This window comes from Cytobacillus massiliigabonensis (assembly GCF_900199725.1).
Lineage (GTDB): Bacteria > Bacillota > Bacilli > Bacillales > Cytobacillaceae > Cytobacillus > Cytobacillus massiliigabonensis.
Window position 1 is genome coordinate 2,046,176 of record NZ_LT904904.1, and the last position, 19,399, is coordinate 2,065,574.

Sequence of the window (19,399 nt, forward strand, 5' to 3'; positions counted from 1 at the left end):
TTTCATCTGCCGCCGCGCACATTATCTAAAGTGTGCCGCAAGCCCCCGGACCTCCTGCAAATGCAAGCCCACAGCTGCCTTGTTCATCATAAAGATCAGCCACCTCTTCACGATGTGAAGCAGGGATGACAAACCGATCTTCATATTTAGCAATTGCAAGAAGGCGGTACATATCTTTAATATCTTGTTCTGTTAATCCGAGCTGTTCGATTAAAGCAGTATTAGGCTGTTTTTTCGTTTGTACACTTCTCATGTAAGTTCTCATGACAGCCATTTTCTTCAAGACTTTTCGAATATGTGATTCATCGCCTGCCGTAAGTAAATTAGCTAAATATTGGATTGGAATCCGCATTTCTTCAATGGCAGGGAAAATATCCTCGGCATTAGATGAACTGCCAACCCCCTCAAACATATTCATAATTGGGCTTAACGGCGGAATATACCAAACCATAGGCATCGTCCGATATTCTGGATGCAATGGAAGCGCAATTTTCCAATCGATGATCATTTTATAGATAGGTGATTTTTGTGCTGCTTCAATGAATTCCATTGGGATGCCTTCCTTTCTTGCGGCTTCCACGACATCAGGGTCATTAGGATCTAAAAAAATGCCTAATTGTGCATGATAAAGGTCTTTTTCATCAGATAGAGCAGCTTCCTCAACTTTATCCGCATCATAAAGCATGACACCAAGGTAGCGAATACGTCCGACACAAGTTTCAGAGCAGATTGTAGGCAGTCCTGCTTCAATTCTTGGGAAACACAATGTGCATTTTTCTGCTTTATTTGTTTGCCAGTTGAAATAAACCTTTTTATAAGGGCAAGAAGTTACACAGTGTCTCCACGCACGGCAAGCATTTTGGTCAACAAGAACAATCCCATCCTCATCACGTTTATACATAGCACCAGATGGACATGCGCTCACGCAAGAAGGGTTGATGCAGTGTTCACATATTCTTGGCAAGTACATCATGAATACTTCTTCAAATTCTGTCCGAATCTGATTTTCCATTGCCACAACATTCGGATCCTGTAACCCAGTTATATGACCTCCGGCAAGATCATCCTCCCAGTTTGGACCCCAAAGAACCTCCATGAATTCTCCAGTTAAAGCTGATTTTGGACGAGCAACTGGCTGTGTTTTACGCTCAGGGCTATTTGTTAATGTTTCATAATCGTAATTCCAAGGTTCGTAATAATCATCAATTGTTGGCAGATTCGGGTTGTAGAACAAATTAAGCAAGCGGCTTGTTTTCGAACCTGACTTTAATTGCAGTTTTCCATTCTTAACTTCCCAGCCTCCTCTGTAGAGTTCTTGGTCTTCCCAGCGTTTTGGATAACCAATGCCTGGCTTTGTTTCTACATTGTTAAAGTACATATATTCTGCACCTGGACGATTTGTCCAGGTGTTCTTGCAAGTAACACTGCAAGTATGGCAGCCGATACATTTGTCTAGATTCATTACCATCCCTATTTGTGCTTTAATCTTCAAGCCAATCAACCTCCTTAAGTTTGCGGATGACAACATTTACGTCTCGTTGGTTGCCAGTAGGTCCATAATAGTTAAAACCATAACTTAACTGTGCATAGCCGCCGATCATGTGAGTTGGTTTAACATAAATTTTTGTTGGACTATTATGTGTACCGCCGCGATTGCTTGTTAATTTTGTTCCAGGTACGTTAATGTGACGGTCTTGTGCATGGTGCATAAAGGCCATTCCCCTTGGGATTCGGTGAGAAACAACAGCTCTTGCTACGACAACGCCATTTCGGTTGAAGCATTCAATCCAATCGTTATCATTTACGTTAACCTCTGCTGCATCGTCTTTGTTCATCCAGACAGTCGGACCGCCGCGAAATAGAGTCAGCATTGGCTGAGAATCAAAATACATGCTGTGGATGGACCATTTATTATGCGGTGTTAAATAATTTAGAACGATTTCCTTTCCTTCAGCTTCAGGTCTATTTTTCTTAAATGGCTTTTGTTGGAGAATAGGTTTAAATGTTGCCATCGATTCTCCGAATTCTTGCATCATTTCATGATCGATATAGAAGGACTGTCTTCCAGTGATTGTTCTCCAAGGTATAAGTCTTTCCACATTTGTAGTAAATGGCGAGTAGCGGCGTCCGCCTTTTTCAGATCCGCTAAAGGCTGGGGAAGTAATAACTGTTTTTGGCTGAGCAGTAATTTGTGCAAAAGTAAAGCATTCTTCTTCCCGTTCTGCGGCTAAGTCAACAAGCTCAAGGTCTGTTTTCTTCTCAAGTGCCTCCCACGCTTTAACAGCCATTCTGCCGTTGGAAGTAGAGGATAGGGTTAATACAGCTTCACAGGCACTTTTGGCATTTTCAATACTTGGACAGCCATCTGCAATTCCGCCTCGAATTGTCCCAAGAGTATTTTTTAGTTTCTCGTACTCTTCCTCTGCAGACCAATTGATTCCCTTTATGCCATATGGTGCAGTTTTAATATTTGGCCCTAAAGAGATCATCTTTTCGTATATAAGTTTGAAATCTCTTTCGACAACATGAATTTGAGGCATTGTTTTTCCTGGTATAGGCTCACAATCCCCTTTGCTCCAATCTTTTATAATCCCTAATGGCTGTGCCATTTCCTGAGGAGTATCATGGTTTAGCGGAGTAGCAACAACTTCTTTAATAGGATCGATATTTAGCTCTGCAGCCATTTGTGAAACTGATTTAGCAATTGATTTAAAAATATCCCAGTCTGAACGAGCTTCCCATGGTGCAGAAATAGCTGGATTAAATGGATGGATAAATGGGTGCATATCCGTACTATTCAAGTCATGCTTTTCATACCATGTTGCTGCAGGAAGGATGATATCTGAATACAGACTTGTCCCAGCCATACGGAAATCTAAATCGATTAATAAATCAAGCTTTCCTTTCGCTGCTTTCTCATGCCATTTCACTTCTTCAGGCTTTAGGCTGTCTTTGTCTTCATTTAATAGGCCGCTAGTTGTTCCTAATAGATGCTTTAAAAAGTATTCGTGACCCTTGCCAGAGCTGGAAATCAAATTTGAGCGCCATACAAATAGATTTCTAGGGAAGTTTACTGGATTATCAGGATCTTCAATCGCAAATTCTAGTTTGCGTTCTTTTAATTTTGCTGCTACATAACGCCCAACTTCTTCAGGAGTTTTTGCTCCTGCATTTTCAGCTTCGCTATAAAGGTCAATGCTATTTTGATTAAAAGTTGGATAGGATGGAAGCCAGCCCAGTCTTGCAGCCATTACATTGTAATCTGCATAATGGTCATATCGGGCTTTTTCATAAATTGGTGAAATATGCTCGCTGACAGGCTGTTCCTCATAGCGCCATTGGTCAGTTGAAAAATAGAAGAAGGATGTTCCATTTTGCAATTTAGGCGGGGATGACCAGTCTTTTGCTGTGGCAATCGTTTGCCATCCTTCTACAGGTCTAAGTTTCTCTTGACCGACATAATGTGCCCAGCCGCCTCCATTTACTCCTTGCGCACCAACGAATAAAACGAGATTTAGGACTGCGCGATAAATGGTATCGGAATTGAACCAATGGTTAATCCCTGCACCAACGATAATCATCGAACGGCCATCTGTATCTAGTGAATTCTGTGCAAATTCACGGGCAATTTTTGTTACAAGTTCTTTTTTAACCCCTGTAATTTTTTCTTGCCATGCCGGGGTAAAAGCAATCTCCTCATCGAATGATTTTGTGCCTTCGCCTCCTAATCCACGATCGATCCCATAGTTTGCCAGTGTTAGATCATATACAGTTGTTGTATAAAAAATTTCCCCATTACTTTCTACTTTTCTCATTGGTACATTGCGGTAAAGCACCTGATTTCCCTCATGCGAGAAATAGGGAATTTTCACAGTCGAAATTTCTTCTTCAATTCCATGGAAAGAAAGTCGCGGATCAATTCGTTCACCGGTTTCTTCGTCAATAAGTTTCAAATTCCATTTCGCTTTATCTTCCCATCTAGCTCCCATCGTTCCGTGTGGGATAACGAGCTTTTCATTTAAATCATTGTAAAGAACTGGTTTAAATTCACCATTCCCTGTTTCTTTCCCAAGATCTTTTGCATTCAGAAAACGGTCTGGAATAAAGTGGTCCCCATCTTTTTCCAAAGTGACAACGAAAGGGAAGTCAGTATATTGTTTTGAATAGTTAATAAAATAATCATGCTGCTGGTCAACGTAGAATTCCTTTAAAATGACATGTCCCATTGCCATCGCAAGTGCACCGTCTGCGCCTTGTCTTACTTTCATCCAATCATCAGAAAACTTAGTAGACTCAGCATAATCAGGGCTGACAGAAACTACTTTCGTTCCGCGATAGCGAACCTCCGCAAGGAAGTGAGCATCAGGTGTCCTTGTTTGTGGTACGTTTGAGCCCCATGTCATAATATAGCCTGAATTGTACCAATCACTGCTTTCAGGTACGTCTGTTTGGTCTCCCCAAATTTGCGGTGAGGCAGGAGGGAGATCTGCATACCAATCATAGAAGCTAAGCATCGGCCCACCCATTAAAGACATAAACCGGGAACCAGATGCATAGCTGATCATTGACATCGCTGGAATAGGTGTGAAACCAACATTTCGGTCTGGACCATATTTTAAAGTTGTGTAAAGCATGGAAGCAGATACAAGCTTGAGAACTTCATCCCATTCAGCTCTCACTAATCCACCTTTGCCTCGAGCATTTTTATAGCTTTTTGCTTTCTCTGGATTCTCAACAATACTTTTCCAAGCATCAAGCGGGTTCTTATTAACCTTTAATGCTTCCCGCCACATATGGAGTAATGTCCCTCGTACATATGGATATTTCACACGAAGCGGGCTGTAGATATACCAAGAGAAACTTGCGCCACGTGGACATCCGCGCGGTTCAAAGTCAGGCATATCTGGACCAGTTGATGGATAGTCGAGCTGTTGACCCTCCCATGTAACAATTCCATCCTTTACAAAAACATTCCAGCTGCATGATCCAGTACAGTTCACACCATGTGTAGAACGAACAACTTTATCATGCTGCCATCTGCTTCGATAGGCTTGCTCCCAATCACGATTTTCATGTGTTGTTTGACTATGATTATTAGACTGCTTTTCAATAGGCGTTAAATATTTAAAACGATTGTATAAAGGTGACTTTTTCTTTTTCATATAAAAACCCTGCCTTTCTAACTGATATTTCAGCGAAAATTGGAAAAGATAATGTGGTTCATACATTTACCTTAGCAAGTAAGCAATTTAAAAAACTGTGAAGTACTTCACAGGATGTTTTTATGTCACAAAATAGACAAAGTATAGGCTGGATTTTTGTAAAAAAAGAAATTTGTGTGAAATAAAAAGGCAGACAAAAAAAGGCTGACATTAAAATGTCAGCCTTTTTCACTATGGTCCTATTCAATGCTGCAATAAGTAGCAGGGCAATTTTCACAGCCAATTTCTTCTTTGAGGAATTTAAGATTATGGACTGTAATTTTGCTTTTCTTAATAGAGATAATTCCTTCTCTCTTTAATTCATTTAGCATCCGGTTCGTACTTTCTCTTGATGTTCCGCAAAAATTGCCAAGTTCTTGGTTTGTTAATGGAAGATCAATGAGAATGCCGTCACTTTTTTTAATCCCATAACTATTTGTCATACGAATAAGAGTGGAGTATAATGCTCCCTTTTTCCCATTTAATACAAGGTCACGAAATTTTGTTTGCGTTTTACGAAAATGGTCACTCATCCATTTCATAAATTCGAATGCGAGTGCACTATTTTGGAAAATTTCCCTCTCAATGACATCTTTTTTGATTGCTGCTACTTCTCCCTCTTCAAGTATTAGGGCGCTAAGCAAATATCTTGGGGCATGGGTAAATAAGGTTAATTCCCCACAAATATCATTATCTCCACAAATCCTTAAAGCAAGCTCCCGTCCATCCTTAGAAATTTTGCTAATTTGCACTTTACCGGAAATGATTAGGTAAAGTTCTTCTGCATGTTCTCCTTCTTGAAATAAATATTGCCCTTTTACCGTTTTTATTGTCCGGTCTGCCAGCTGAAGCAATTCTTTTATTTCGATTGAATGTGTTGGTTTCATTGATTGAACCATTTGTTTATCACCCTTTATTTTAACATCCATGTTGTTAACTACATTCTAACACTATGGGTAAGGAAACTGCCTGTTTTAAACTGTGAATTATTTATGAACTTCATTTGAAATGTGAAGATCTTCACATCTTATAGCATCCAAATTTTTTACGATGTACTCAAATAACCGAAAGGGGAATTTTTAAATGAAATCGAAAGCGATACAATTACCTCTTCAGACAATTAGTTTAGTTGCTGGATTTATGGTTTGGGTCATTTTATCAGCATTAATGCCATTTATTAAAGAAGACATTCAATTATCTGCTAACCAATTAGCGTTGGTAACGGCGATACCGGTTGTACTTGGATCTGTTTTAAGGGTTCCAATTGGATATTGGACTAACCGTTTCGGGGCTAGAAAGTTGTTTTCTATAAGCTTCATCTTGTTGGTATTTCCAATTTATTACATTAGTATCTCAAACTCTTTTACAGATTTACTTATCGGAGGATTATTCCTAGGAATTAGCGGTGCAGTATTTTCAGTTGGTGTAACCTCCTTGCCGAAGTACTATCCTAAAGAACGCCATGGTTTTGTTAATGGTATTTACGGTGTAGGGAATGTTGGAACAGCGATCACAACATTTTCAGCACCAGTCATTGCCACTCAGTTAGGCTGGCAAACAACTGTTCAGCTATTCTTAATCATCGTATTAGTTGTGGCAGTAGTTAACTTTTTCCTTGGTGATAAAAAAGAGCCAAAAGTAGATACTCCGCTTAAGGATCAAATCAAAAGTGTTTATAAAAATGAAAAGCTATGGTGTTTAAGTTTGTTTTATTTCTTAACATTTGGAGCATTTGTAGCATTTACAATTTATTTGCCAAATTTCCTTGTCGCTAATTTTGAATTAGATAAGGTTGATGCAGGCTTAAGAACAGCTGGGTTTATTGCGATTGCTACTTTTGTTCGTCCATTAGGCGGTTGGCTTGGGGACAAATTTAATTCATTTAAAATTTTAATGATTGTTTTTGCTGGCTTAACTCTTTCAGGAATCTTATTAGCATTTAATCCTACATTAACATTCTATTCTATCGGTTGTTTAACAATTGCTTTCTGTGCTGGTATTGGAAATGGAACTATTTTCAAATTGGTACCGATGTATTTCTCAAAGCAAGGCGGAATTGTCAATGGGATTGTTTCAGCAATGGGGGGTTTAGGAGGGTTCTTTCCACCACTCATGCTATCACTCCTATTTAACTTGACTGGCCACTATGCAATCGGCTTTATGGCATTATCCCAAGTAGCACTTGCAAGTTTAATTATTGTTGTTTGGATGTATTATCAGGAAAAAATTGTGTCTCCTGTTCAAAAAGGGCAATCATTTAATGGAAGAGGTCAATTATCCCAATAATAATAGGAAAATCCTCAAATATGTTTGAGGATTTTTTCCTGTATATAGTCATAATTTTTTATTGAATCTAGTCTTCGAAGAAATCCCTAAACGCTTCTATATCCGTATTTTTTTCGTTTTGAAAATATGGATTATCGATCGTTGAATCTTTGGGATCTAAATTAGTTTTTATTTCCAAAACTGGTCCGGAAGTTCTTCGTTCGGCAATTATTCGATCATTTAACTCATTAAAATCGGGAAGATCCTTATTACCTGGCTGTCTTGGTTCTGACATTCGGACACCTCCTTTAGACTAGGTTGCTTATTTCATTAAAATTTATGTAGCCCCGTTTTTGACAACAGATGATTATTTTTATAAAGAATAAGCAAAATAATAATGCACGGAAAAAGTTAAAGGGGGAGATGAAGTGTCAAAAAATAAACAAACACCATCTGAAGAAGTTGATCAAAAGAAATTATTAAACGACAAGGTAGAGACTCTTCGAAAAAACAACTTTGAAGATGACCATGTCAGAAAAGTTACTTCGAATGGAGCACAAGGGCAATAAGGAAGAAAAAGGGAGTTGCGTATGCAGCTCTTTTTTTTGAATATATAACTTAACAAATGAATCAAATAGGTATAAAATAATTTAGTGGTAGATGCCAAAGTTTATTTTACTAACCAATATGAAGTGTTTGCCGAAGTAAACAATTCATATTTAATTTTGATTCAATCTCGAAAGTGAGTGTTCATTATGGGTCGTAAATGGAATAATATTAAAGAAAAAAAGGCAGCAAAAGACGCAAATACAAGTCGGATTTATGCTAAATTTGGCCGTGAAATTTATGTAGTTGCAAGACAGGGCGAGCCGGATCCAGAGGCAAATCAGGCTTTAAAGTTTACATTAGAGCGCGCAAAAACATACAATGTGCCTAAACATATTATCGACCGTGCAATAGAAAAGGCAAAGGGCGGATCAGAGGAAAACTATGACGAACTTCGCTATGAAGGCTTTGGACCAAATGGATCAATGGTTATAGTTGATGCATTGACAAATAACGTCAATCGTACTGCAGCAGATGTCCGTGCAGCATTTGGGAAAAATGGCGGGAACATGGGCGTGAGTGGTTCTGTTGCCTATATGTTTGATGCGACTGCTGTTATTGGACTAGAGGGCAAAACAGCTGATGAAGTGCTTGAAATCCTAATGGAAGCAGACGTAGACGTTCGTGATATTGTTGAAGAAGACGAATCAGTGATTGTGTATGCAGATCCTGATCAATTCCATGCGGTGCAAGAAGCATTAAAAAATGTAGGAATTACTGAATTTACAGTAGCAGAACAAACAATGCTAGCACAAAATGACGTAACTCTTTCAGAAGATGCACAGGCAAAGTTCGAAAAAATGATTGATGCACTAGAAGATTTAGAGGATGTTCAACAAGTATATCATAATGTTGAATTAGGTTAATAAACGGGAGCAGACCTTATAAGTAAGGGCCTGCTCCTTTTTAATTAAAACTGATTGTCTGGGTGCAGATTATTTTGCATTAGTTCTTGTACCCTTTGTATTTCTTCAGTTGAGGCTATTTTTGTTTTATACCAGTCTTTTTCATCCATTTTTTCATAGAGCCTATATTGATTAATATTAGAATTATCAAAACACTGCTGATAAATTTTTCGCAAATCCTCATGCTTCGATTCTAACATCGTATTACTGATGCTACGGCATCTGCCTTTCTCCATTTCCAGGCAAAGCTGAAGCATTTCTCGATCTGTTAAACCGCGCCCCTCCATATTGTTTGGCATTTGTTTGCCTCCTATCATTTTTATTGCATCATTTTCGAACGATTAAAGTATTGTGAAAGATCGGCGATTTTTAATTGGTGACTTTCCGCTAGCTCTTCAAGAAATACTCTTAGCTCTTGGTCCTCGCACAGTGATGCACACCAATTCATCGTTTTTGCAGTAATTTCCTCTGCTCGGATTTCATCCTCTATATATGAAAGTTCTTTAGTGGTTAGCTGATTCATTTTTTCACCCCCAGGAAAAAAATCCTTTTCTATCCTAGTATTCATTGAAAGTCACCTTTTTATCCACATGACAATATGGCCGATGTTGGTGAATAAGATTAAATTTATGATCCAAAATATTAATAAAAGGAGATGAAAAGATGAAGCATGTAATAGCACTAGCAATAAAAGGTATTGCAAGCCTTGCCCTTTTATATTTAATACTTGGCATGATGTATGGGATGAGTTTTGGCAATGTATTGTTCATTACTTTAGTCTTAGGGATGGTTGCTTATATAATTGGTGATATGCTCATCCTGCCAAGGACAAATAACTTAGTCGCATCATTCGCCGACTTTGGGCTTGCGTTAATGGTTATTTGGCTAATGAGCAGTGTTTTGACAAATGGCGGGAATTTATTTTCAATGTCTTTAGTTGCCTCATTAGGGGTTGCCCTTTTTGAGTTTTTTTATCATAAATATATTTCAAATAATGTAATTAATAATTCTCAGGCCTCTCAAAATTATTCTGGGAATATGCGATTTCAAACTGAGGCTTCAGAGGAGCTGATACCAAATAGGGAAGAAATTAAAAACAGGAGAGATGATAAATAAGCTTCGATAGGTAAGACACTTGGAGAAGTATATTCTTTGAGTGTTTTATTTTTTTATTCATTTAAATGTATCCCATAGTGACTTATAAAATAACCTGTCCTTCTTTATGAAGATATTGCATATATTAGTGAGAGAAATCGTTTGGGAGGATAATTATGTTTCATATATTTGAAAAGGCAATTATGGGCATTGCATTATTACGTATTCTTTCGGGCTGCATAGAAATTTTTGTTGCGTTCTTGATACTGAAATTTAATGATATTGAAAAGGCACTAGTAGTTAATAGTTCCCTTGCTTTAGTTGGCCCCATAATATTGATGATCACAACAACGATTGGTCTTGTTGGATTATCTGAGAAGGTGCCTCTTACAAAACTCATTTGGATTTTTGGAGGCGTTGCATGTATCCTCTATGGTGTTAAAAGTAACTAATTATTGATGGATTATTAAGAGCCTATTGGCTATCAAACGGTGAGAAGGGCAAAAATAAGGGGGAATATACTAGCCTTCTGAGGAGATGAAAATGATGTCAGATTTTTGTCCAGAAAGATGGTTCGAGGAGTCAACACCAGACGATTATAAAAATTGCCTAGAATGCGGTCTTTATAAACATGGATCACGTATGGTTTGGGGTGAAGGAAATCCTACTGCCCCAATTATGATTATTCTCGATAACCCAGGAGCACTTGAAGATCGTGACGGGAATTCAATTGTTTGTGGGACCCGGCAAACTTTACAGAGGGCAGCAAGCGATGTTGGGTTAAGAAAAGAAGACTTATACATTACATATATTCTGAAACGAAGACCTGTCCGTGCATATGACAAGAATCAGACACGGCAAATCTGTATGAATCATTTATATGAACAAATTTCTGTCAAAAAACCAAAACTCATCCTTTGCTTAGGCAATGTTGCTGTTCAATCCTTCTTTCAAAATGCAGAAGCTGATGTGAAGACAATGCGTGGGTCTTGGTATGATATTCAAGGTTATAAAACAGCTGTTGCTTATCATCCGCTTGCAGTAAGACGACGTCCCAACCTTTGGTCTCTATTTTTTAGTGATTGGAAAATCGTTGCTGACCAATATGAATTGATAAAAACGAATGTATTAATTGAGCAAAAGGAATAAAGGTAATAAATTATACATTGATAATTTTGGTTTTATGAGAGTAATTGTAATAAGCATAGGTAAGGAACATAGAAGATTATGTTATAAGAGTTTCAAAACAAGGGAAGCTTATACTTATTGGTTAAGAGTAAATGAAGGGACTGTTTAAGTATGCTTTCAAATCAGGAATTATCCCAGTTTAAGCAAAAATTAATCCATTTAAAGCAGGATATTCAAAATAGGTTCAAGCAAAATGACCACTTTGGTTTAAATGAATCATTTTGGAAGGAATCCATGGGCGAACTTTCAAATTATGACAACCACCCGGGGGATGCTGGAACTGAGTTATTTGAAAGAGAAAAAGATATTGCCTTAAATGAGCATTTAGAAGATGAATTGAAGAATATTGACAAAGCATTAATGGCAATTAAAAATGCGACCTATGGAAAATGTGAAGTTTGTTCGAAGGATATCCCAATTGAACGATTGGATGCTTTACCGACAACCACTTTCTGTATAGAACATTCACAGGATCAACGCACATCTCATAAACGCCCAGTTGAAGAGGAGATTATCGGACCTCCATTTAAAAAGTTTTTCAAGGATGAGGACGGAGATGAAAATGTTGCCTTTGATGCTGAGGATTCATGGCAAGAAGTAGCAAAATGGGGAACAAGCGAATCTCCTTCAGATATGTCAGATCCGCCTGACGATTACAATGAAATATATACCGATTCAGGGGAAAATGTGGGATATGTCGAGGATTTCGAAAATTTCGTTGGTGTTGATATTGAAGGAAAGAATATTACCGTTTACCCAAATGCTCAGCATGAACAGCTAGAGGATAGATTAGATGAAGAAGATATTATGACTTCGTACGGGGATTTACCAGCCTATGAAAAAGATCCATATACTGCTGAATATCTTGAAAGGGAAAGGAATAGGGATCACAAAGATAATTAATTAGAAGCTGTTAAATATTATTTCTGTTTTAAAGGACGATCTCTTAGAGATATCGTCCTTTTTTGTCTATTCATTTATTAAAAACATAAAGCTTTTGCCCACAGTAATTCATGATCATATAGATTGCAGTACCGACTAAAACAGCTAAATTTTCGGCTGTTACCATTTTAAGGGGGAATTGATCTTTAATCATACTTGCTGCCATATCACTTACAGCATAAGAAAAAAAGTAACAAAAAAGAATGACAGTGATGAAGCGGGGGACACTTTTTTTGAGAGTGGCTTTACTATGAAAAGTAAAAGTCCGATTTAAACTATAACTGACAATCGCCCCAACACTATTTCCCAAAAAAGTAGATAACCAATAGGAAAGTTCTGCCGCATTTAAAAGAAAAAACATTGTACTAAGACCTGTCATTGTATTAATTATCCCCACGATTAAAAAACGGGTAAAGGAATTAGTTCGTTTCAGACAGCTTTCCAAGATCAGTGCGATAGAACTCATTTTCATCCCCTCCATCATTTATAAGATGGCGGGGCATTGGCATATTAAAAGTATCAATGTCGATGATATATTTTGGTCTTCTCTTGGATTCTTTGTAAATTTTCCCAATATATTCTCCTACAAGTCCAATAGCAATAAGTTGAAGTCCGCCAATAAGCCATATGGAAATAATTAAGGATGTCCATCCTATTTCTGTTTGCCCAAAAAACTTTAAACCTAGAAAATAAGCTCCGAATAAAAGACTAATAAAGAATGATAAAACACCAGCCAGCAGAACGAAACGAATGGGCGTAACAGAGAAAGAGGTTATTCCTTCAAATGAGAAGGCGATCATTTTTTTTAATGGATATTTTGTCTCTCCGGCCAGCCGTTCCTTTCGGTCGTAGTACACATTTGTTGACTTAAAGCCGATAAGGGGGATAATGCCTCTCAGAAACAAATTAACTTCTTCAAAATGCCGGAGCTCATTTAACGCACGTTTGCTCATTAAACGGAAATCAGCGTGGTTATAAACAAGATTTACACCCATTTTTTTCATTAGCTTGTAAAAGCCTTGTGCAGTGCTTCTTTTGAAAAAAGTATCGCTATCTCGTTTTCTCCTAACGCCATAAACAATTTCATAGCCTTCCTTAAATTTTAGGATAAATTCCCGAATGACAGTTATATCGTCCTGAAGATCTGCGTCAATGGAAATGACACAATCAGATGCTTCTCTAGCAGCTGTTAAACCTGCAAGAAGGGCGTTCTGATGCCCAACATTTCTTGAAAGCTTTAGTCCACGGATATTCTCATCATGTAAGCTTTTTTTGTAAATAATCTTCCAAGTTTCATCCTTACTGCCATCATCCACAAATAAAATTTTACTTTTATATGAAACGAGCCCTTCTTCCTTTTGATCTTTAAGGAAACGACTTAGCTGCAAAATGGTTTCTGGAAGAACATCCTCTTCGTTATAACAGGGAACGATGATTGTAAGTATTGGATTTTCCATTTGGCATTCTCCTATCCTCTATAATGCTTTATAAAGGTAGATTTTCCAGACAGAGCTTTTTGATTCAAACGTTTTTTCTAGCATTAGGCTATTTTCTAAAGCATTATCAATTGGAACTGCTGAAAATATATATCTTCCCCCCATTTCTTTAAATGGCTCTATATTAAGTTCTAGATTTTTCAGCCGCTTTTTTGTCTTTTTCTTAAACATATAATGCTTCCCAAGTTCAGCCGTAAAGATATAACAGCGGCCGCCCCATTCATCAAAGTATGTCCGAATCGTTTTGTTCTTTGCAAGTTCTTTTTCAATTATTTTTCTGAACTGATATTTATAGCTTAAAGGATAAAAGTTATTATACGTATCAAGCGTGTAGAACCCATTATACTGTGCGATTGCAGGGTGAATGCCGATACTTGCCACCCGATATTCCTCTTGAGGAATGCCGATATAATCCTTAATATTGCTGAATTGTTCTTCAGCATAAAACTGTTTAACATTAGGTTTATCATGAAACAATATTTCTTCATTAGTCAATGAAACAACTAAAAGCTGGGCAATGACAAGGATAAGCCCGATACTATTTCGTTTTTTCGAAATAGAACAGATAATTCTTAATGACATCGCAAATAACAAATAGACAATAAGTGGCCTTAAAAAGTGATACCTAGCAAAGTTGAAAGTATCCAGAAAGTGAAAGCGCTGAGTAAGCGGAAGCCACCCTTTGTAAAACCAGAATGCATACCAAGCAGATAAAACGATGTTCAGCAAAAATAAAAATACAAATGTTTTTTCCTTTTTCCACCTATTCTTTATTAATATAATGGCAAAAGAAATAAGCATAACTGGCAATATGACAAAAGTATGTACGGTTGCAGCATGATGGTGCCCATAAACAAAATTTTTAAAAGTAAGACGGATAACGTGCGCAATTGATAATCTAGCATGAAAATATTCATCACGGCTGTTTGGATCATCATCAAATAATAGAGAATATACAAGCCGGTATTCAACTAGTAAAAACATGACTGTCATATAAACGATTGATAAAAGAAAGCGAAAATTCCAGCCTTTTCCTCGAATCAAGTCAGAAAGCCAAAATATCCCCATTGCACTAAGAAAAAAGAAAAACCCAAGTACAATACTTGAATAGAATGGAAGAACTGATAAAACGAGATAGTTTTTCCACGATCTTTCTCCATTTCGTATATTCAAAAAAGCCCATAATGCGAGTGGCATACCGAGTGTACTTAGCATCCCTGAAGGCCAAAACGGGGTGAATGCAAAAGCTAATGCGGTGCCAAAATTAATGATCAACCATTCCTGATCTTTAAGGAAGTGTGTTTTCAATAGTAAATACATGCCAAAAAAGGCCGTAAATCTTGTTATTGTCTGACTTATTGCGTAGGCAATCATTGTCGGAAATAGTGCATAGAGCCAGACAATAAGGCTATATTCAGTACCAAATGCATTCCGTGACAAGTTTCCGTTAATAATTTGAGGAATAATTGCGTTAGCTGGTCCAGTAATTTGTCCGCTTTCAGCAAGAACTTTATACCATGCAAGATTGGAATCCAAATTATCATGAACGCGTATGTGAGCATTGTCTCCTAATATGAATAGGGGGGAAACGAAGATGGTTAATGCAAGTAATGACAAGATAATCAGTATTTGCTCTTTTTTATTAATCCTTTTTGATAGCAATCTTTACGCACCTCAAAATACAATTCTCTTAATAATGAACTCGATTTAAGGTTGCTCTATCGTATGAATAATATTCCTATGATTAGTAAATCTTTATTAAAAATGGTCAAATTAAAAAAACACCGTCATTTAACGGTGTCTAAATGCAAGCTTGATTGAATCCGATTAGCAAAAAGTTCAACAAATTTTTTACACTTGGATAAGTCTTGTTTTTGCGGCAATAATTCAATCTTTAAGGTTACAGCTAAATTCGTATTTGTTTTTAATACATTTTTAAACGCATCAACAGCTCCACAGTAACGAGGGTAAAATCGGTCACCCGTACCAAAAATGGCTGTTACCATTTTCTTATCTTTTAAACCTTTAAACTTATTATAAATAGGCTTCATTTCTAGGGGGATGTCTCCATCTCCCCATGTATACGTGCCGATTGCCATCGCATCGTATTCAGCTAACTCATGAAGAGGGAAGTCAGCTATATTTATTAATTGAGGCCTATATTCCAGTTCAACAAACAGTTCATGAAGTATTTGTGCCAGTTCTTCAGTATTACCGGATAAAGATGTGTAAACAATGCCGATTCTCATAGCTCATCAAAGCCATTGTCTTGGGAGACTTTCGTATAAGTACGTGACTTTTGTTCAAAGAAATCCGACTTTGTTTCATTCATCATTTCATCACTAAAAACATGGATCCACGGCATTGGATTTTCTCGATCCTCATAAAGATTATCAAGTCCTAGTTGGCGAAACCGTTTGTTTGCTAAATACTCTACATAGCCCTCAAATTCATCTAGGTCAATGCCATTAATGTCCTTCAAAATATAATGCGCCCACTCTTTCTCAAGCTGAGTTGCTTTGTGGATGGTATCATAAACAAATTGCGTATTTCTTTCTGTATTTAACTCAGGATTTTCTGTTAAAAGTATCCGAACAAATTGAGCAATAAAGTATGCATGCTGCATTTCATCTCGTTGAATATAGCTGATCATTGTGCTTGTTTTTAGCATTTTTTGCTGACGTGCTAAGTGATAGAAAAAGGCAAAGCCCGCGTAAAAGTAAATACCTTCAAGATTGATCGAATTAATGCATAGCTCGAATAAATGTTGAGGAGTAGGATCGTTTCGGAAATTTTCATATGCATCTAATATAAGCTGATTACGTTTTCGTACGATCGGATCATCCTTTGCTTGATCAAAGCGGGCATTCTGTTCACTTAATGGTACAAGTGAGCTTAAAATATAGGAATACGATTCATTATGAACCGCTTCCTGCTGTGAAATGACAGCAAAAATAGCTTTAAAGCTTGGATCAGTTACATAATCCATTACTTGAGACATCGTTGGGGTTTGTAAGCTATCGAGCGAAGCCAGCTGTGTATTGATCCTTAGGAATACATCTTGTTCAATGGGACTCAGCAATTCCCATTGTTTAATATCATCTTGCATATTAATTTCTTGTGCCTTCCAAAAATTTGATAATAATGTTTGGTACATGCGGTACATTTGCGGATATTTAATGTCGTTCCAATTTAAAATTCCAGAAGCACGACCGTTAATGATTCGTGTTGATTTATTAGGAAACTCTGGGTTAAGGAGCTTTATTTTAGAAAGGGTTTTATTGATGTTCATAAGAATTCCTCCTCGATTTAGTTTAGCTATGACATGCTTCACACTCATCAATTTCTGTTTGTGAAGTACTGCGTACATAATATGTTGTTTTTAATCTGTGCTTCCATGCTTCCAGATGAAGCTGCAGCAATTCACGTGCTTTAATATCGTGGCGAACATAAAAATTAAAGCTAATTGATTGATCAATATGACGTTGACGTGCTGCATTTTGCTTAATACTCCATAGTTGGCTTAGTTCATGGCGGACACGCCGGTAATAATTGTACGTATGGTGATCTAAATCAGGGGCAGTCACCTTAAATTTAAAGTTTTTCTTTTCTTCCGCATACTCAATGGCATATATAGGATCAATTCCATCAGTGGAACCACCGATCTTAGCTGTAGAAGAATTTGGAGCTACTGCAAGCATCCAGCCATTTCGAACCCCATACGTTTGGATATCCTCTTGAAGCTTAACCCAGCGAGAGGATGTATAGTTTTTTCGTGTAAAATATTCTCCTGTTTGCCATTCGGATCCAGAAAACATTTGATATGAACCTTTTTCTTTAGCAAGTTCCATTGAAGCATGAATCGTGTGGAAGCTAATTTCTTCATATAATTCATTGGCATATTCAACAGCTTCGTCGGATTCCCAATAAACTTTCTTGAGTGCAAGCAGATGATGCCATCCGAAGGTGCCTAATCCAATCGCACGATACTTCTCATTTGTCCGTTTGGCTTGTCCAACTGAGATATGATTAATATCAATGGTATTATCGAGCATGCGCATTTGGATTCGGATGAGTCGTTCCAACACATTCGATCTGACTGCATTAGGAAGATGGATAGAGGATAAATTACAAACGACAAAATCCCCAGGTTTTCTAACGATGACAATATTGCCATCCTCATCTTGATATTCCTTTTGAATCACGGTTGCAGACATATTTTGCATAATTTCAGTACAGAGATTACTGCAATAAATAGAAGTGCGTCCTCTTCCTTTCACATGTTTATTTGGATTTTGGCGATTTACCTCATCTCTATAAAACATATAAGGAGTACCGGATTCTAATTGTGAAACCATGATTCGAGCCATGATATCCATTGCACGGTATGTTTTCCTTGGAAGAAGAGGATGATTAACCGCTTCTTCATACTTTTGGGTGAAATATAGGTTATCTGCCTCATCGTAGAAATCTTCAAGTCCTAATGGAGTTCCATGTTCATCCTTCCAGCCCATTACTTGCTTTACTTGATGAGGGCAGAATGTATGCCATTCCCCAATACTTCGTCCTGTTTCATCAACTTCTTCTAATCTTTTCATAAATAAATCGGGAATTGAGACACCTGTAAAGAGATCATGGGCTTTACGGCGTTCATCCCCATTATTCGTCTTTAAGTCTAAGAAACCGTTCATAATATCTTTATGGAAAATATCTAGATAAATAGCGACAGCACCCTGTCTTTGTCCTAATTGATCAACACTTACAGCAGTGTCGTTAATTAGTCTAATCCATGGAATGACACCTGAGGAATTCCCTTTAAATCTCTTAATATCAGAACCTAAGGCACGAACCTTCCCATAATAAACACCAATTCCACCGCCATCTTTGCTTAATCTGGCAATATCCCAATTATTTAAATAGATACTGTCCAAAGAATCTTCTACTGTGTCAATAAAGCAGGAGGAGAGCTGGCCATAGCTTTTGCCTGCATTTGCTAAAGTAGGGGTGGCTACCGTCATATAAAGATTGCTTAATGCCCAGTAGGCTTCCTTTACAAGCGAAAGCCGCTTGGATGGGCATTCATGCTTCATTAAGGTCATTGCGATGATCATGAATCGCTCCTGAGGCAATTCGTAGATGCTCTTTTCATAATCCTTGGCTAGATAGCGATCGGCGAGCAGGAACAAGCCAACATAATTAAACAAATGATCTTTATCAGAATCGATTTCATTCCCAATTTCAATAAATTCATTTCGTGTATATAAATCTAGTAAATCACTTGAATAGATTCCTATGTTCGTTAGTATTTTAATCAATTCATAGAAATCTCCATACTTTTGCTCCTTGTTATACCCTCTGTTTGCTGCTGCCTTTGCATAAAGTTCATTTAAATAAAATTGGGCAGCGAGAAAGGTCCAATTTGGCTGATCCATTGATATTTTGTTCAAGGAATAGTGCAGTGCCAGTTCATTTATTTCGGGAGGGGGGATATCCTTTTCATTTAACCTTTTTTTTAGTTCCTTAACATCGATATTGTACTTTTTTGAGGTTTTTTCTATAGCCTCCAAAATAGAATCTACTTCTGAATGAATCATTGTTTTCATAAAAATTATTCCCCTTTCAGTTCATTTGTTTTCAACTTTTGGAAAAAAGGGGGGAAAATAAAAACCCATCACTCTAAAAAGAGGATGGGTTTAACAAA

At 37.4% G+C, this 19,399-nt stretch carries 19 protein-coding genes; 7 read left to right on the plus strand and 12 right to left on the minus strand.

The genetic code is table 11. The features are described from left to right. Positions 1–25 precede the first annotated feature (25 nt). From narH to C1726_RS21290, 3 genes are all read right to left on the minus strand, one after another. Positions 26–1,492, minus strand: coding sequence for a nitrate reductase subunit beta (gene narH / locus C1726_RS21280; RefSeq protein WP_102274976.1), 1,467 nt, complete (start codon positions 1,490–1,492; stop codon positions 26–28). Continuing rightward, entirely contained in the window at positions 1,482–5,162 is a 3,681-nt protein-coding gene (locus C1726_RS21285; RefSeq protein ID WP_102274977.1) for a nitrate reductase subunit alpha, read from the minus strand. The genes narH and C1726_RS21285 overlap by 11 nt, the downstream gene beginning before the upstream one ends. A gap of 239 nt (positions 5,163–5,401) precedes the next feature. Then, a complete protein-coding gene (locus tag C1726_RS21290; RefSeq protein WP_102274978.1) occupies positions 5,402–6,100 on the minus strand; it encodes a Crp/Fnr family transcriptional regulator in 699 nt (232 codons plus the stop codon). A gap of 184 nt (positions 6,101–6,284) precedes the next feature. Here C1726_RS21290 and C1726_RS21295 point away from each other — a divergent pair, with 184 nt between their 5' ends. Beyond that, positions 6,285–7,487 (plus strand): nitrate/nitrite transporter, encoded by a 1,203-nt coding sequence (locus C1726_RS21295; protein WP_102274979.1) that lies wholly within the window; start codon positions 6,285–6,287, stop codon positions 7,485–7,487. Positions 7,488–7,554: 67 nt separating this feature from the next. On the opposite strand, the gene C1726_RS21300 is transcribed toward C1726_RS21295, so the two are convergent. Then, complete coding sequence (locus C1726_RS21300) at positions 7,555–7,761, minus strand: hypothetical protein (protein WP_102274980.1); 207 nt, start codon at positions 7,759–7,761, stop codon at positions 7,555–7,557. Positions 7,762–7,894: 133 nt separating this feature from the next. Here C1726_RS21300 and C1726_RS26325 point away from each other — a divergent pair, with 133 nt between their 5' ends. Together C1726_RS26325 and C1726_RS21305 are read left to right on the plus strand one after the other, a co-directional pair. Continuing rightward, positions 7,895–8,035, plus strand: a complete 141-nt coding sequence (locus tag C1726_RS26325; RefSeq protein ID WP_180968260.1) for a hypothetical protein — start codon at positions 7,895–7,897, stop codon at positions 8,033–8,035. A 186-nt stretch (positions 8,036–8,221) separates the two neighbouring features. Continuing rightward, positions 8,222–8,938: a YebC/PmpR family DNA-binding transcriptional regulator gene (locus C1726_RS21305; RefSeq protein WP_102274981.1), complete on the plus strand. Its 717-nt coding sequence runs from the start codon at positions 8,222–8,224 to the stop codon at positions 8,936–8,938. A gap of 44 nt (positions 8,939–8,982) precedes the next feature. Here the strand turns inward: C1726_RS21305 and C1726_RS21310 are convergent, their stop codons facing one another. Together C1726_RS21310 and C1726_RS21315 are read right to left on the minus strand one after the other, a co-directional pair. Beyond that, the gene (locus tag C1726_RS21310) at positions 8,983–9,276 is read right to left on the minus strand and encodes a spore coat protein (protein WP_180968261.1); all 294 of its coding nucleotides are present in this window, start codon (positions 9,274–9,276) and stop codon (positions 8,983–8,985) included. 20 nt (positions 9,277–9,296) lie between these two features. Further along, complete coding sequence (locus C1726_RS21315) at positions 9,297–9,500, minus strand: hypothetical protein (protein ID WP_102275885.1); 204 nt, start codon at positions 9,498–9,500, stop codon at positions 9,297–9,299. A gap of 140 nt (positions 9,501–9,640) precedes the next feature. On the opposite strand from C1726_RS21315, the gene C1726_RS21320 reads away from it, so the two are divergent. The 4 genes from C1726_RS21320 (at position 9,641) to C1726_RS21335 (ending at position 12,163) form a co-directional block, all read left to right on the plus strand. Further along, the gene (locus C1726_RS21320) at positions 9,641–10,093 is read left to right on the plus strand and encodes a YndM family protein (RefSeq protein WP_102274983.1); all 453 of its coding nucleotides are present in this window, start codon (positions 9,641–9,643) and stop codon (positions 10,091–10,093) included. Between the two features lie 155 nt (positions 10,094–10,248). Then, entirely contained in the window at positions 10,249–10,524 is a 276-nt protein-coding gene (locus tag C1726_RS21325; protein WP_102274984.1) for a YqhV family protein, read from the plus strand. A gap of 94 nt (positions 10,525–10,618) precedes the next feature. After that, positions 10,619–11,221: a uracil-DNA glycosylase gene (locus C1726_RS21330; RefSeq protein WP_102274985.1), complete on the plus strand. Its 603-nt coding sequence runs from the start codon at positions 10,619–10,621 to the stop codon at positions 11,219–11,221. Between the two features lie 150 nt (positions 11,222–11,371). Then, positions 11,372–12,163: a TraR/DksA C4-type zinc finger protein gene (locus tag C1726_RS21335; protein WP_102274986.1), complete on the plus strand. Its 792-nt coding sequence runs from the start codon at positions 11,372–11,374 to the stop codon at positions 12,161–12,163. Positions 12,164–12,233: 70 nt separating this feature from the next. On the opposite strand, the gene C1726_RS21340 is transcribed toward C1726_RS21335, so the two are convergent. The 6 genes from C1726_RS21340 to C1726_RS21365 form a co-directional block, all read right to left on the minus strand. Beyond that, positions 12,234–12,668, minus strand: coding sequence for a GtrA family protein (locus C1726_RS21340; protein ID WP_102274987.1), 435 nt, complete (start codon positions 12,666–12,668; stop codon positions 12,234–12,236). After that, positions 12,622–13,659, minus strand: coding sequence for a glycosyltransferase family 2 protein (locus C1726_RS21345; RefSeq protein ID WP_102274988.1), 1,038 nt, complete (start codon positions 13,657–13,659; stop codon positions 12,622–12,624). The genes C1726_RS21340 and C1726_RS21345 overlap by 47 nt, the downstream gene beginning before the upstream one ends. Before the next feature lie 18 nt (positions 13,660–13,677). Further along, complete coding sequence (locus C1726_RS21350) at positions 13,678–15,345, minus strand: DUF6044 family protein (protein WP_407642078.1); 1,668 nt, start codon at positions 15,343–15,345, stop codon at positions 13,678–13,680. Between the two features lie 140 nt (positions 15,346–15,485). Next, complete coding sequence (locus tag C1726_RS21355) at positions 15,486–15,947, minus strand: flavodoxin domain-containing protein (protein ID WP_102274990.1); 462 nt, start codon at positions 15,945–15,947, stop codon at positions 15,486–15,488. Next, entirely contained in the window at positions 15,944–16,990 is a 1,047-nt protein-coding gene (locus tag C1726_RS21360; protein WP_102274991.1) for a ribonucleotide-diphosphate reductase subunit beta, read from the minus strand. Before C1726_RS21360 ends, C1726_RS21355 begins: the two co-directional genes overlap by 4 nt. 22 nt (positions 16,991–17,012) lie before the next feature. After that, positions 17,013–19,301 carry a ribonucleoside-diphosphate reductase subunit alpha gene (locus C1726_RS21365; protein WP_102274992.1) on the minus strand — a complete coding sequence of 763 codons (2,289 nt, stop codon included), beginning with the start codon at positions 19,299–19,301 and terminating at the stop codon, positions 17,013–17,015. Positions 19,302–19,399: the final 98 nt, after the last annotated feature.